Source organism: Phenylobacterium sp. (genome assembly GCF_031425575.1).
In the GTDB taxonomy this organism is placed as follows: domain Bacteria; phylum Pseudomonadota; class Alphaproteobacteria; order Caulobacterales; family Caulobacteraceae; genus Phenylobacterium.
This window is the reverse complement of sequence record NZ_JANPJP010000009.1, coordinates 1-13,574: the sequence shown is the minus strand read 5'-3', so window position 1 is coordinate 13,574 and position 13,574 is coordinate 1. Positions and strand designations below refer to the sequence as shown.

Genomic DNA, 13,574 nt, shown 5'->3' with positions numbered 1-13,574 from the left:
GCTGCGCCGGCCTGGCCCAGGGACGGCGGCGCTTGCGGAGCGTCGTCGCCGGTTCTGCTGGCGCATCGACCGGGCTTAGGGTAGCCGGGAAGGCCGATGTCCAGACAGCCGCATGACGAACAGGCGCTCGACGCCGATGACGCCATCCTGGCCTTCGACGACGTATCGATGCGCTACGGCCGCGGGCCGGAGACGTTGAAAGATCTGACTTTTTCCCTCGAGCCCGGCTCCTTTCATTTCCTCACCGGGGCTTCGGGGGCGGGCAAGAGCTCGCTGCTGAAGCTGATCTATCTGGCCGCCAAGCCCTCCAAGGGCCTGATGCACCTGTTTGGCCAGGACGTGTCGGCGGTCCCCGCCAAGCAGCAGCCGATGCTGCGCCGGCGGATCGGGGTGGTGTTCCAGGAATTCCGGCTGCTCGACCACATGAGCGCCTTCGACAACGTCGCCCTGCCCCTGCGCATCGCCGGCCGCAAGCCCGACAGTTACCGGCAGGACGTCGCCGAACTGCTGGCCTGGGTGGGTCTGCGCAGCCGCATGCACGCCATGCCCGCGACCCTGGCCGGCGGCGAGAAACAGAGGCTGGCGATCGCGCGCGCGGTGGTGGGTCGCCCCGACATCCTGCTGGCAGACGAACCCACGGGCAACGTCGATCACGAGATGGGCCTGCGCATCCTGCGCCTGTTCGTGGAGCTGAACCGCCTGGGGACCACCGTGCTGATCGCCACCCACGACCAGGATCTGGTGGCGCGGTCGGGCAAGCCGGTCCTGCATCTGGAGGACGGCCGCCTGACGCAGCTGGGTCCCATCGGAGGCGCCTCATGAGCGACTTCGATCCTGGTCGCTGGAAGCCCGCCGCCTTCCTTCCCGAGACCGACGCCCGAGACGGCTCGCTGATCTTCGTGGTGGCGACCCTTTGTTTCCTGGCCTGCCTGACGGCGCTGACCGTGCTCGCCACCGACCGGGCCGCCCGGGGCTGGAGCGACCAGCTCACCGGCCAGGCCACCGTCATCGTTCGCGCCAAGGGCTCCGAGACCCCAGACAGCGCCGCCGCCCGCGCCGCCGAGGCTCTGTCGGGCCTACCCGGCGTTGGCGAGGTCCGGGCCCTGGAGAAGGAAAAGGCCGAGGCCCTCATCGCCCCTTGGCTTGGCGACACCGCCGACCTGGACGACCTGCCGGTGCCGCGCCTGGTCGCCGTGGACCTCGACCCTAAGGCGCCGGCAACCCCCCAAAGCCTCGACAAGGCCCTGAAGGCCCAGGGCCTGGACGCGGTTGTCGACGACCACTCCATCTGGCTGAAGGACATTCAGCGCGCGGCCGGCATCGCCCGCTGGTTCGGAGTGGGGGTGTTCGTCCTGATCGCGGCGGCCGCGGGCGCCGTGGTGGCCTTCGCCACCCGCGCCGGCCTCACCGCGCGGCACGAGGTGGTGGAGGTGCTGCACCTGGCCGGGGCCGAGGACACCTTCATCGCCCGCCTGTTCCAAATGCGGTTTGCGCGCATGGCGGCTCTGGCGGGCTTGTTTGGCGCGGGCGGCGCGGCGATCATGGGGGCGATACTGCGCCTCATGGGAGGGGGCCAAGGCTTGACCCCGGTGCTGCCCATCGTCTGGACCGATCTGCTGGCCGTCCTGCCCTGCCCGGTGGCGGCCGGTCTGGTGGCGGCGGTGGCCGCGCGCCTGACCGCCCAATCTCTGATCGCGAAGATGACATGAGAAGCCTCGCCGCCATCCTGCTGGCTGCCTTCATCTGGACCGTGGGCCTGCTCACCTTCACCGCCCGTATCGAGAACTCCACCCCCATGCCCGCGCCGCCGCGCGCCGACGGCATCGTGGCCCTGACCGGCGCCGGCTCCAACGAACGCCTGGCCGCCGCCGTCAGCCTGCTGGAGGACGGCAAGGCCCAGCGGATGCTGGTCTCCGGGGTCAATCCCGAGGCCAGCCGCGAGGACATCCGCACCGTCAGCAAGGCGGTCCGCCGGCTCTATGACTGCTGCGTGGACCTGGACTTCACGGCCGCCGACACGGTGGGCAACGCCCGGGAGACGGCCGACTGGGCCAACAACCTGCGCTACAAGAGCCTGATCGTCGTCACCGCCGACTATCACATGCCCCGCGCCATGCTGGAGCTTCGGGCCACCATGCCCGACATCGACCTGCGGCCCTATCCGGTGGTCACCAAGGTGGTGGACGCCAAGCGCTGGTGGCGCACCAGCGGCGGGGCCCGCTTGATGATCATGGAATATTCCAAGTATCTGGCGATTCTCGGTCGCGAGGCCGTCCGGAAGCTGGGGCCCAGCGACCCGCCGGCCCAAGACAAGAAGGCCTGATCTTGCATAAGCTGCGCTCCCTGACCTTCGCCGTGGTGTTCTACGCCTGGTCGGTCTTCGTCTCCCTTGTGATCCTCACCCCCCTGCTCATCGCTCCCCGCAGCTGGACAGCGGCGACCTTCGGCCTCTGGAGCCGGGGCATCCGCCTGCTGCTGAAGGTGATCGCCGGGATCGAGGTCGAGGTGCGCGGCCGCGAATTCATGCCCACCACCGCGGCCCTGGTGGCCCCCAAGCACCAGTCGATGTTCGACGTCTTCTCTCAGTTCTCCCTGCTGCCGGACGCCTGTTTCGTCACCAAGAAGGAACTGCTGATGATCCCCTTCTTCGGCTGGTTCGCCATGAAGGCCACCATGATCAGTGTCGACCGCGCAGGGCACGCCACGGCGCTGCGCAAGCTGGTCCGGGACGCCAAGGACCGCTTCAAGATTCCGCGCCAGTTGGTGATCTTCCCCGAGGGCACCCGCGGCGAACCCGGCGCGCCCGGCGACTACAAGCCCGGCATCGCGGCCCTCTATCGCGAGTTGGAGCTGCCGGTCTATCCGATGGCCACCAACGCCGGGGTCCACTGGTCGCGCAAGGGCTTCAACCTGACACCGGGGACCATCGTCTTTGAGTATCTGCAGCCGATCCCGCCCGGCCTGAAACGCGGCGAGTTCATGCGCACCCTGGAGCACCGGATCGAGGCGGCCACCGCCAAGTTGCTCAGTGAGGATCCCGCCTATCGGCCTCAACCAGCGCCAACAATCGCGCCATGACCACGTCGTGGACGCCCTCGGCCCGAAGGTGCTCCACCAAGTCTCGCAGATAGTCGACGTTCCTGCCCGACAGGCCTGTGGCCCCGGCGATCAGCTCGGCCTGCCGTTCCAGGCTCAGCGCGCCGGCCCACTGCGGATGCTTGGTGTCGGACAGGAAGACCAGGGTCTCCACCCGGCGGCCGTCGGCCAGCCGCACATGGGCGCGGCTCTCCACATAGGTCTCCGTGGGCTGCTCGCGTTCGCGAAGATAGGCGTAGACCTCGTCCCAGTCGCCTTCCGCCACCCGGTAGGCCGCCCCGCGCACCGCGCCGCCGGGGGCCAGACCCAGGACCAGGCCCGGGCGTTCATAGGTGCCGCGGTGGTGGACGGAATAGATGCAGAAGGCGCGGCGGCGGCCATGTAGGGTGGCGCTCTGGCGTTCGACGTATGAGAAACCAGGCCGCCACATCAACGACCCGTAACCGAAAACCCAACGCTCAACAGACATGGCCCGCCGTTCAAAGACCCCCGAAGCTCCCCCTGTGCCCGATCCGGAACCCACCCGCAAACCGCGAAGGTTCTGGCTCTATGCGCCGTTCATCATTCTGCTGCTCGCCGCTGCGGGATGGACAGCCCTTTGGCTGCAGGTGCGCGGCCAAGCCGCGACCCGCATGGACACCGCTGTCAGCCAACTCCGCAAGGCGGGCTACGAAGTCACCTGGAAGGAGCGCTCGCTGGGCGGCTATCCCTTCCGCCTCGAGGTGGTGCTCACCGACGCCCGTATCCGCGAGCCCGGCGGCTGGTCGATCGCCACGCCCAGGCTGGAGGCGCAGGCCTTCCTCTACTCCCTGGGCCACTGGCTCACGGCGGCGCCCGAGGGACTGACCCTGACCCGCCCCGTCGGGGGGCCGGTGGAGGTGCGCGGCGAGTTGCTGCGCGCCAGTCTCAGCGGCCTCAACAAGCGCCCTCCCAGCGTCTCCTTCGAAGGCCGCAAGCTGACCTTCGCGCCCGGCGCCGGGGCCCAGCCCTTTGGCCTGTCGGCCGCCGACAAGGTGGAGATGCACCTGCGCCCCGGCCCCGACGACCAGGGCGCCATCCTGTTCAAGGTCGACAACGGCAAGGCGCAGCTCAGCGGCCTGTTCGCCCAGCTGGCCGGCGACAAGCCGGTGTCCATCGTCTGGGATTCCATCCTCACCCGAATGAGCGGATTCAAGGGCCAGACCTGGCCTGAGTCTATGCGGGCCTGGAGCACCGGCGGGGGCCTGATCCAAGTGCGGCAGGCCGGCGTCACCGCCGGCGACGCCCTGATCGGCGCCCAGGCCGGCCAGCTGGGGGTCGGCTATGACGGCCGCCTGGTGGGATCGATGGACGTCACCCTGCGCCAGGCGCCCCGCGCGCTCGCCGCAATGGCCGCGACAGGAACCCTGCCGCCGGAGACGGCGCTCGCCGCTGCCGCCGTGGCCGCGGCCCGCGAGGACTCAGCCTCGGTGGCCCGCGCGACCCTCACCTTTGAGGCCGGACGCATGACCTTGGGCCCCGTGGCGATCGGCGCCTCACCCCGGGTCTATTGATGCTGGGGCAGCCGACCACAGCGCCAGCCGCCTTCTCCCGGCGGCGGATGTCGCCCGCGCTTGGCCAGGGCGGGATGGTCGCCGCGGCCCATCCGCTCGTCGTGGCGGCGGCGCTCGACGTGCTGAAGCGCGGCGGCAACGCCGTGGACGCCGCCGTTTCTGGGGGGCTGACCGCCTCGGTTGTCATGCCGGAGATGTGCGGCCTCGGCGGCGACCTGTTCGCCATCGTCCATGCGCCGGGCCAGGCGCCGCTTGCGGTCCTGGGGAGTGGCGTCGCCCCCCGGTCCGCAACCCTCGAACAGATGCGCAAGCACGGCGACCCCAGCCCCACCGGCGTGAAAATGCCCTTCCGGGGCCCGCTATCGGTCGCCGTCCCTGGGATGGTTCACGCCTTCGGCGCCCTCCTGGAGCAGTTCGGATCGCGCCCCCTGGCGGAGCTCGCGGAGCCCGCCATCGCCTATGCACATGGCTTCCCGCTCACCCCGCTGGGCGCCCACTTCATGGCCACCTCGGCGGACCTGTTGAACCAGTATCCCGCCTCGGCGGCGGTCTTCCTACCCGGTGGCGAGGCCCCGAAGGCGGGGTCGATCCTACGCCAGCCCGACCTAGCCCGCACCCTGCGGACCATCGCGGCGCAGGGGCCCCAGGCCTTCTATGCAGGCGACACCGCCGACCGCATCGCAGCGTTCATGGCGGCGAACGGCGGCGAGCTTTCCGCCAATGATCTGGCTGCGCATCAGACCATCATGGCCCCGCCCATCGCCACCACCTACCGCGGCCACACCGTCTTCCAGACCGGCCTGCCTAGCCAGGGCATGATCCTGCTGGAGGCCCTGAACCTCGCCGAGCACCGCGACAGCCAGACCCTGGCCAGAGGCGACGCGGCGGCCATCCACCTGCTGGCCGAGGCCGTGAAGCTGGCCTACGCGGACCGCCTTGGTTTCGCCGTGGATCCGGCCTTCGGGGACTCCCGGCTCGAGACCCTGATCTCCAAGCCCTGGGCCGCGAAACGCTTCGCCCAAATCGACCCCCACAGGGCGGCCACCAAGGTCCCCGCCGGCGAGATGGTCGACGGCGACACCACCTATTTCTGCGTCGCCGACGGCCAGGGGATGATGGTTTCGCTGATCCAGTCGGTCTCCTCCAACTTCGGTAGCGGGGTGGTGGCGGGCGACACCGGTGTCGTGCTCAACAACCGCGCGGGCCGCGGCTTCTCCCTGGAGGACGGGCATCCCAACATCTTCGCGCCGGGCAAGAAGACCCTGCACACCCTGAACTGCTACGCCGTCGCTGACGCCGCTGGCGTCCCGGTCCTGGTGGGCGGCACCCCGGGCGGCGACGGTCAGCCCCAGTGGAACCTGCAGACCCTCGTAGCCCTGATCGACGGCAGGCTCGACGTGCAGGCGGCCATCGAGGCGCCGCGCTGGACCGTCTGGCCCGGGACCGACCCCTCCACCCTGCCCAACCCCTACGAGCTGCAAATCGAATCGCGGGTCGGCGACGCCGTCCTCACCGAACTGGAGGCCCGCGGCCACACCCTGCGCCGCTTCGGCGCCTGGGGCGGGGGCGGGGCGGCCCAGGCGATCGCGCGCGATCCTGTCACCGGGGTCCTGGCCGGGGGTTCCGATCCCCGGGCCGAGGGCCTGGCCCTGGGGTTCTGATGCCGACGCCAGCGATCCTCTTCGAGCCGGACGGCTATGTTGTCACGGGTCCCAAGATCATGGGACGCCAGTCGGCCGGCAACGGCTTCCTGCGCGCCGCGGTCCAGGGCCGGCGGGACCGCCCGCTCTGGGGCTACACACCCCGGCGTCCGTCGGCCGAGGCCTTCGGGGACCTGGTCAAGCAGATGGACCCCGAGGCCCCGGTCGGCTGGGTGCTGCCCCATCAGTTCGCCCGCATGCGGCAACTCGGCCTGCTCTACACCCCTGGTCCCGGCCTCGAGGCGGCGAGCCAGCTGCGGTTGCGCGCCGGGATCGACGCCTACGCGGTCTGCGGCCTGACCCACACCATCGCCTCAGCCCGCGCGATGGAGGAGATCGCGGGCCTGCTGACGGCGCCCATCGCCCCCTGGGACGCCCTGATCTGCACCTCGCGAGTGGCGCGCGACACCATCGACGCCATCGTCGGCGAGCAGGCCCACTATCTCGCCTGGCGCCTGGGGGCCTCCATCACGCCGGTCCTGCCCATGCTACCGGTCATCCCGCTGGGGGTTCATTGCGCCGATTTCGACGCCACGACGCAGGATCGGGCCGCGGCACGGGCGGCCCTGGGCCTGTCAGCCGATGAGATCGCCGTGCTCTTCGCCGGGCGCCTGTCGCCCGCCGGAAAGGCCCACCCCTTCGCCATGTGGCGCGGCCTGCAGGCCTGCGCCGAACGCACCGGAAAGAAGATCGCCTTCGTCCAGGCCGGACAGTTCTTCAACCCCGCAGCCGAGGCCATGTACCGCCAAAGCGCGGCGTGGATCTGTCCCGATGTGCGGCAGGTGTTCGTCGATGGCCAGGACAGCGCGGCCTACCGCTCGGTCTGGGGGGCGTCGGACATCTTCCTCTCCCTGGCCGACAGCGTGCAGGAGACCTTCGGCCTGACGCCTGTGGAGGCGATGGCGGCGGGACTGCCCTGCGTGGTCAGCGACTGGAACGGCTACAAGGACACCGTGCGCGACAGCCTGGACGGGTTCCGCATTCCCACCTGGTCGCCAGGCTCAGGCGAGGCCGGCGCAGAGATGGCCCGCGATTACGAGAGCGACGTCACCACCTACGACTTCTACATGTCGCGCCTCAGCACCACGGTCTCGATGGACTTCCAAGTGCTGACCGACCGGCTGAGCGAACTGGTGACCAACCCCGACCTCCGCCGTCGCCTGGGCGACAGCGGCCGGCGCCGCGCGCAGGACGTCTATGACTGGCGGGTGGTGTATGGCCAGTACGAAGCCCTGTGGGCCGAACAGACGGCCGTGCGCCAGGCCCATGTCGCGAGTGGCCCGACGCCTACAGCCTCGCCCAGTCACGCCGACCCGTTCGAGATCTTCGCAACCTACCCGACCCACCACATCACCGAGGCGACCCGCGTCTCGGTCGGCCCCGACCCCGGCGCGGAATGGCACGACCGGCTGGCGGACCTGTTCGCCCTCTGGCGCACCCCTGAGACCCTCTTGGCGGGCGCCCTGGCCCACCTGGATCAGGGCGAGACCAGCGTCGGCGACCTGGCCCGGGCGGCCAGCTGCGCGCCGTCGATGATGATCGTGGTCGTGGGACGGTTGACCAAGATGGGACTGCTGCGCCTGTCGGCGCCGACTACTTCACCGCCCGCAGGGTGACCTGCAGCTCACGGGCCACGCCCCAGAGCTGATCCGCTTTTTCGCGCAGGTCTTCCCGGGTCAGCTCACCCCGCTGCACCTTGGCCTGCCAGTGGGGATCATAGACCTGGACGGCCTGTACGATCTCGAAGTCCACGTCCATCAGCACCGCCAGCATTGTGTAGTTGGCCCGCGCGTCCATCCAGATGCGGTTCTGGGCCTTGGACATCATCTTGAAGGTCAGGGGCGTGAAGGCCCGGACGTGGGTGGGGTCGGACCAGAAGGTGTCGTGGCGAACATGCGGCACGTGGATCTCCACCAGACCGCCCGGGGCGGTGACCCGGTACAGTTCCCGCATCACCGCGGCGAACACCTTGAAGTCGGCCCCGACGTGCTCCAGGACGTGCTTCATCAGCACCTGGTCGAAGCCGTCGGTGGGCAGGTCCCAGGGGGTGCACTCGATATCCAGCCGCTGATCGGGCTCGCATTCGGCGAAGTTGTCGACGTTCAGCCAGCCGTCCCGCTTGTCGAACCCGCATCCGAGATTGAGCTTCATGGGACCGACCATGACGTGGCGGCCAAGGCCCGGCAACCGCCGGCCAGTTCGTCCGGGGCGGCGCAGAGGGCGTGGGCGCCCGCCTGCACGAGCTCCTGCTCCGACCCGTATCCCCACAGCACCCCAAGGGCGGACATGCCGTTCTTGCGGGCGGCGATGATGTCATAGCTGCGGTCGCCGACCATGCTCGCCTTGGCCGGGTCAATGCCCAGGGTGGTGATCATATGGGCGATGAGGTCGGCCTTGTCCTCGAACTGTCCGTCGGGATGGGCGCCGTAGACGCCCGCCAGATAGGGGCTGAACCCGAAGTGATCAGCCACGGCTTCCGCGAAGGGCTGGGACTTGGCGGTGCAGATGAACACCCGTCCGGCATAGACCTCGCGCAGTTCGGCCAGCGCCTCCAGGATCCCCGGATAGACCGCCGCCTCCTTGAGGCCGCGCTGCGCGACATAGGCGCGGTAGAGGCGCACGCCTTCCTCCACGTTCCCATCGTCGCCCAGCAGGCGCCGGAACGAGACGCGGATCGGTGGGCCGATCATCGAGAGCAGGTCGTCATCGGGCGGAATCTTGCGGCCCATCCCAGTCAGCGCCACACGCACTCCGGCGAGGATGCCAGGGGCCGGATCGGTCAGGGTGCCGTCTAGGTCGAGCAGGAGGGTCGGAGCCATATCGACAGCTAGGCCACGAGGCCTTTGCGCGGCAACCGGTTTCCCGTGCAACTTTATTGCGGCGGACGGCCCTATTGCGCCCGGCCACGCGATGACTTAAGCGCCGAACCTTCGTTTTCGGGGGACAAAATGGCCGACGCCGATCCCAAGCCCGCCGCACCGTCGCTGGACGCCGTGCGTGCGCGCCTGGACGAGATCGACGCCAACCTGCTGGCCCTGGTCGATGAGCGGGCGGGCTTGGCCAAGCACGTGGCCGCCGCCAAGCAGGCGGCCGGCGACGGCGACAAGTTCGCCCTGCGGCCCGGCCGCGAGACCGCCCTGCTACGGCGCCTGCTGGCCAAGGAGCGCACCGCGGCGAGGCCCAGCCTCGTCGTCCGCATCTGGCGCGAGCTGATCGGCGACAGCCTCTCGCGCCAGGGGCCCTTCCACATCAATGTCTGGGGCGGCAAGGATCCCGCCCGCTCCGTAGAGCTGGCCCGCCACAGATTCGGCGCCGCCCCGCCCCTGCGCACCCTCGCCAAGGCCGAAGAAGCCCTGGCCGCGGCCAAGACCCTGGGCGGGGTCGGCGTTCTGGCCCTGGCGTCCGACACCCCCTGGTGGGGCCGCCTGCTGGCCGATCCCAAGCTCCAGGTGTTCGCCGCCCTCCCCTGCCTCGCCGCCTGGGGCCCGATGACGGCGCTCGCCGTCGCCGAGGTCGAGGTCGAGCCCACGGGGGATGACCGCACCTTCTGGGTCACAGACGCGCCGGGGTCCGCCGCGGCCATCGAGGAGACCCTGGGCCGCGACGGGGTGGTGGGCGACCTGATCGCCGAGGTCGGCGGGCTCAAGCTTTTCGCCCTGATCGGCTTCTACCAGGCCGGCGACGAACGCCTGGCCCGCGCGCCGGGGCGCCTTTCCGGGGTGATCGGGGCTGCGCCCGCCCCGCTGGACGTGTAAGAGGCGGGCCTCATCCCCGCTTGAAGCGTCCCATGTCCGACACCGTCCTCGACCGCGCCAAGGCCAAGCGGCCCACGCCGAAGCCCGGCATCCTCGACATCGCCTGCTATGTGCCCGGCAAGGCCAAGGTCGAGGGCGTCGAACATCCGCTCAAGCTGTCGGCCAACGAGAACATCCTGGGCTGCAGCCCGGACGCCAAGGCGGCCTTCGCCGGCGCGGTCGACCTGCTGCACATGTATCCGGATGGACGCACCACGATCCTGCGGACCGCTATCGCGGAGAAGTACGGCCTGGAGCCGGAGCGGCTGATCTTCGGCTGCGGCTCCGACGAGATCTTCCAGCTGTTGAACCAGACCTTCCTCGAACCCGGCGACAACATCGTCCAGGGCGAGTTCGGCTTCGGGGCCTACGCCATCGGCGCGCGGGCCTGCGGCGCCAACGTCAAGTTCGCCAAGGAGATCAACCACCGCATCGACGTCGACAACCTGCTGGCCGAGGTCGACGACCGCACCCGCCTGGTCTTCGTCGCCAACCCCGGAAACCCCACCGGCACCTGGATCGGGGCCGAGGAGGTCCGCCGCCTGCATGCGGGCCTGGCCCCCGGCGTCGTGCTGGTGCTGGACGGCGCCTATGCCGAGTTCGTCGCGGACCCGGCCTTCGAGGACGGCATGTCCATGGTGCGCGAGTTCGAGAACGTGGTGGTGACTCGCACCTTCTCCAAGCTGCACGGCCTGGCCGCCCTGCGGGTGGGCTGGGCCTATATGCCGGTGGAGATGGCCGACGCGCTCGACCGCATCCGCCTGCCCTTCAACGTCAATATCCCGGCCCAGCTCGCCGCCGTCGCGGCGCTCGGCGACGACGACTTCCAGGCCCGGTCGCTCGCCCTTGTGGAACAATGGCGGCCCTATCTGATCCAGCAGCTGGGGGGGCTCGGCCTCGAGCCCGTGCCCTCAGCGGCCAACTTCGTGCTGGTGGGCTTCCCGAAGGCCGGCAAGACCGCCAAGGAGGCCGAGGCGTTCCTGGCGTCGAAGGGGATCATCGTTCGCGGGGTCGGCGGCTATGGCCTGCCTGACCACCTGCGGATCACAATCGGCCTGGAAGACCACAACCGCGCCGTGGTCGAGGCGCTTACAGCCTTCATGAAATCCTGATGGGCGAGATCCTCTTCCCCCGCATGGCGGTGATCGGCTGCGGCCTGATCGGTTCCTCGGTGATCCTGGCGGCCCGCGAGGCCGGCGCCGTCGGCGAGGTCATCGTCGCCGACCTCAGCGAGGCGCACCGCGCCCGCATCGTCGAGCTGGGCTACGCCGACAAGGTCACCGGGGACATCGCGCAGGCGGTGAGGGACGCCGACCTGGTGGTCTTCGCCGTTCCCGTGCTGGCCATGGGCGAGGCCGCCAAGGCCGCCGCGCCCGCCATGAAGCCCGGCGCCATCGTCACCGACGTGGGCTCGGTGAAGGGTTCGGTCGCCGCGGCCCTGACCGCGGCCCTGCCCGACAACGTCTTCATCGTGCCGGGCCACCCGATCGCCGGCACCGAGCACTCCGGTCCCGACGCCGGCTTCGCCGAGCTGTTCCAGAGCCGCTGGGTGATCCTGACCCCGCAGCCCCGGCAGGACGACGCCTATCTGGAGGCGGTCAGCCAGCTCTCGGAGTTCTGGCGGGCGCTGGGGGCGAATGTCGAATTGATGGACGATAGGCACCACGACCTGGTGCTGGCCGTCACTAGCCACCTGCCCCACCTGATCGCCTACAACATCGTCGGCACCGCCGCCGACATGGAGGAGGTCACCCAGGCCGAGGTGATGAAGTATTCGGCGGGGGGGTTCCGCGACTTCACGCGTATCGCGGCGTCCGATCCCACCATGTGGCGCGATGTCTTCGTGGCCAACAAGGAGGCGGTGCTGGAGATCCTTGGCCGCTTTACCGAGGACCTGCAGGCCCTGTCGCGGCAGATACGCTGGGGGGAGAGCGACAAGCTGTTCGAACTCTTCACCCGCACCCGCGAGATCCGCCGCGGGATCATCGCGGCAGGCCAGGAAAGCGCCGAACCCAACTTCGGCCGCGACCGCGGCAAGCACTGATCAGGCCGCCGGGGGGCGCGCATGCTGGACCTTTTGATCAGCCTCGATCTCATGCTGCGGGGCGGCGCCTGCCTGCTGCTGGTGCTGGTGGCGATCCTGCTGATGCGCGATCACCCACGAGCGACCGCCGCGCGTCTGGGAGCCCTGTTCGCCCTGAGCGCCGCGGCCTTTGCGGTGTCGTCGGCCGGCGCCCTGGAGGGGCGGCTCGGGATCGCCGCCGTTCCCATCGAGGCCCTGACGGCCGGCGGCAACCTGGCCTTCTGGCTGTTCGCCCGCGCCCTGTTCGACGACGGTTTCCGGCCACGGCTGTGGCATGCCGCGGCTTGGCTGGTGATCGTCGCGGTAGGCCTGTTCGAGGCCCTGGCCCTGGGTCCGGAGATGACACCGGTGGCATGGGCGGTGCGGGGCTTCCTCGTCCTGGAGTCCCTGGGCCTGGGCCTGCTGGCGGCGGGGCAGACCTTGGCCTCCTGGCCCGCCGACCTGGTGGAGCCGCGCCGACGCGTGCGGCCGTTCGTGATCGCCGCCGCCGCCGGGTTCATCGCCCTCAACGCCCTGTCCGATGTGCTGGGTCCTCGCCCAGCGACCCCCGATGTCGGCAGCCTTGTCCAGGCCCTGGCGCTGGCGATCATCGCCCTGGCGGTGGCCGCGGCCCTGCTGCAGGTGGCGGCGAGCGGGTGGCTGACGCCGGCCGCCAGTCCGGCGACCGGTCCCGCCCGTTCCGTTGATCTCGCCGACCAGGGCCTGGCCGCGGCCCTGGACCACGCCATGAGCTTCGACCGGGCCTATCGGCGCGAGGGCCTGACCATCGGCCGGCTGGCCGAGATGCTGGGCGTGCAGGAGTACCGGCTGCGGCGGCTGATCAATCAGGGGCTGGGCCACCGCAACTTCAACAGCTACCTGAACGGCTACCGGATCGCCGAGGCCAAGGCCGCCCTGGCCGACCGGGCTCAGGATGCGACACCCATCCTGACCATCGCCCTGGACGCGGGGTTCAACTCCCTGGGACCCTTCAACCGCGCCTTCCGGGCCGACACCGGTGTCACCCCCAGTGACTTCCGACGCGGAGCCGCCGATTCCGGAATCGGCCAGCCAGACTTCAAAACCGGCGCGAGCGCGACCTCCTGAGGCGGCAGACGAGGGGCCGAACCCTTCGGAGCTCCTCAATGAATATCCAACACCTGCGCCCCCTGCTGCTGATCGCGGCGGCGGCCCCCCTCGCCGGCTGCGGCGCCCTGAGCGGCGCGGCCCATGTCGCCACCGGCCTGACCAGCCACCAGCTGTGCTCGGCCACCTTCGTCTCGGGCCTCGACCCGGAGGTCATACGCCGCGAGGCGATCGATCCGGACCTGGGCCCGGCGCATTTCCTGGTCCGTCACAAGGTGGACCGGGCCAACCGCGCCGTGACCGC

General features: G+C 70.1%; 15 protein-coding genes. 12 read left to right on the top strand and 3 right to left on the bottom strand.

Features of this window, described 5'->3' with window-relative positions; genetic code table 11:
- Window positions 1–96 precede the first annotated feature (96 nt).
- Genes ftsE through RMO97_RS00360 form a run of 4 tightly spaced genes read left to right on the top strand, consistent with a single transcriptional unit; the run spans window position 97 to window position 3,078 of the window.
- The gene (gene ftsE / locus RMO97_RS00375) at window positions 97–822 is read left to right on the top strand and encodes a cell division ATP-binding protein FtsE (RefSeq protein WP_310538588.1); all 726 of its coding nucleotides are present in this window, start codon (window positions 97–99) and stop codon (window positions 820–822) included.
- Window positions 819–1,709, top strand: coding sequence for an FtsX-like permease family protein (locus tag RMO97_RS00370; protein WP_310538587.1), 891 nt, complete (start codon window positions 819–821; stop codon window positions 1,707–1,709). The genes ftsE and RMO97_RS00370 overlap by 4 nt, the downstream gene beginning before the upstream one ends.
- A complete protein-coding gene (locus RMO97_RS00365) occupies window positions 1,706–2,323 on the top strand; it encodes a YdcF family protein (RefSeq protein ID WP_310538586.1) in 618 nt (205 codons plus the stop codon). The genes RMO97_RS00370 and RMO97_RS00365 overlap by 4 nt, the downstream gene beginning before the upstream one ends.
- Before the next feature lie 2 nt (window positions 2,324–2,325).
- Window positions 2,326–3,078 (top strand): lysophospholipid acyltransferase family protein, encoded by a 753-nt coding sequence (locus tag RMO97_RS00360; RefSeq protein ID WP_310538585.1) that lies wholly within the window; start codon window positions 2,326–2,328, stop codon window positions 3,076–3,078.
- Here the strand turns inward: RMO97_RS00360 and RMO97_RS00355 are convergent.
- A complete protein-coding gene (locus RMO97_RS00355) occupies window positions 3,026–3,565 on the bottom strand; it encodes a gamma-glutamylcyclotransferase (protein WP_310538584.1) in 540 nt (179 codons plus the stop codon). The two genes, RMO97_RS00360 and RMO97_RS00355, sit on opposite strands and share 53 nt — an antisense overlap.
- Before the next feature lie 34 nt (window positions 3,566–3,599).
- Between RMO97_RS00355 and RMO97_RS00350 the strand changes: the two genes are divergently transcribed.
- From RMO97_RS00350 to RMO97_RS00340, 3 genes are read left to right on the top strand one after another with little or no spacing between them, the layout of a single operon-like run.
- Window positions 3,600–4,628, top strand: coding sequence for a DUF2125 domain-containing protein (locus RMO97_RS00350; RefSeq protein WP_310538583.1), 1,029 nt, complete (start codon window positions 3,600–3,602; stop codon window positions 4,626–4,628).
- Window positions 4,628–6,289 (top strand): gamma-glutamyltransferase, encoded by a 1,662-nt coding sequence (gene ggt / locus RMO97_RS00345; protein WP_310538582.1) that lies wholly within the window; start codon window positions 4,628–4,630, stop codon window positions 6,287–6,289. Before RMO97_RS00350 ends, ggt begins: the two co-directional genes overlap by 1 nt.
- Window positions 6,289–7,944 carry a glycosyltransferase family 4 protein gene (locus RMO97_RS00340; RefSeq protein ID WP_310538581.1) on the top strand — a complete coding sequence of 552 codons (1,656 nt, stop codon included), beginning with the start codon at window positions 6,289–6,291 and terminating at the stop codon, window positions 7,942–7,944. Before ggt ends, RMO97_RS00340 begins: the two co-directional genes overlap by 1 nt.
- Here the strand turns inward: RMO97_RS00340 and RMO97_RS00335 are convergent.
- The gene (locus RMO97_RS00335) at window positions 7,922–8,479 is read right to left on the bottom strand and encodes a methyltransferase domain-containing protein (RefSeq protein ID WP_310538580.1); all 558 of its coding nucleotides are present in this window, start codon (window positions 8,477–8,479) and stop codon (window positions 7,922–7,924) included. The genes RMO97_RS00340 and RMO97_RS00335 overlap by 23 nt on opposite strands.
- Window positions 8,476–9,147: an HAD hydrolase-like protein gene (locus RMO97_RS00330; protein WP_310538579.1), complete on the bottom strand. Its 672-nt coding sequence runs from the start codon at window positions 9,145–9,147 to the stop codon at window positions 8,476–8,478. Before RMO97_RS00330 ends, RMO97_RS00335 begins: the two co-directional genes overlap by 4 nt.
- Window positions 9,148–9,276: 129 nt before the next feature.
- Between RMO97_RS00330 and RMO97_RS00325 the strand changes: the two genes are divergently transcribed.
- From RMO97_RS00325 to RMO97_RS00305, 5 genes are all read left to right on the top strand, one after another.
- Entirely contained in the window at window positions 9,277–10,083 is an 807-nt protein-coding gene (locus tag RMO97_RS00325; protein ID WP_310538578.1) for a chorismate mutase, read from the top strand.
- A gap of 32 nt (window positions 10,084–10,115) precedes the next feature.
- Window positions 10,116–11,234 carry a histidinol-phosphate transaminase gene (gene hisC / locus RMO97_RS00320; RefSeq protein WP_310538577.1) on the top strand — a complete coding sequence of 373 codons (1,119 nt, stop codon included), beginning with the start codon at window positions 10,116–10,118 and terminating at the stop codon, window positions 11,232–11,234.
- Window positions 11,234–12,166 (top strand): prephenate/arogenate dehydrogenase family protein, encoded by a 933-nt coding sequence (locus RMO97_RS00315; RefSeq protein ID WP_310538576.1) that lies wholly within the window; start codon window positions 11,234–11,236, stop codon window positions 12,164–12,166. Before hisC ends, RMO97_RS00315 begins: the two co-directional genes overlap by 1 nt.
- 21 nt (window positions 12,167–12,187) lie before the next feature.
- A complete protein-coding gene (locus RMO97_RS00310) occupies window positions 12,188–13,291 on the top strand; it encodes an AraC family transcriptional regulator (RefSeq protein WP_310538575.1) in 1,104 nt (367 codons plus the stop codon).
- Window positions 13,292–13,329: 38 nt separating this feature from the next.
- Window positions 13,330–13,574, top strand: a 245-nt coding sequence (locus RMO97_RS00305; RefSeq protein WP_310538574.1) for a hypothetical protein, incomplete at its 3' end; no start/stop codon positions are given.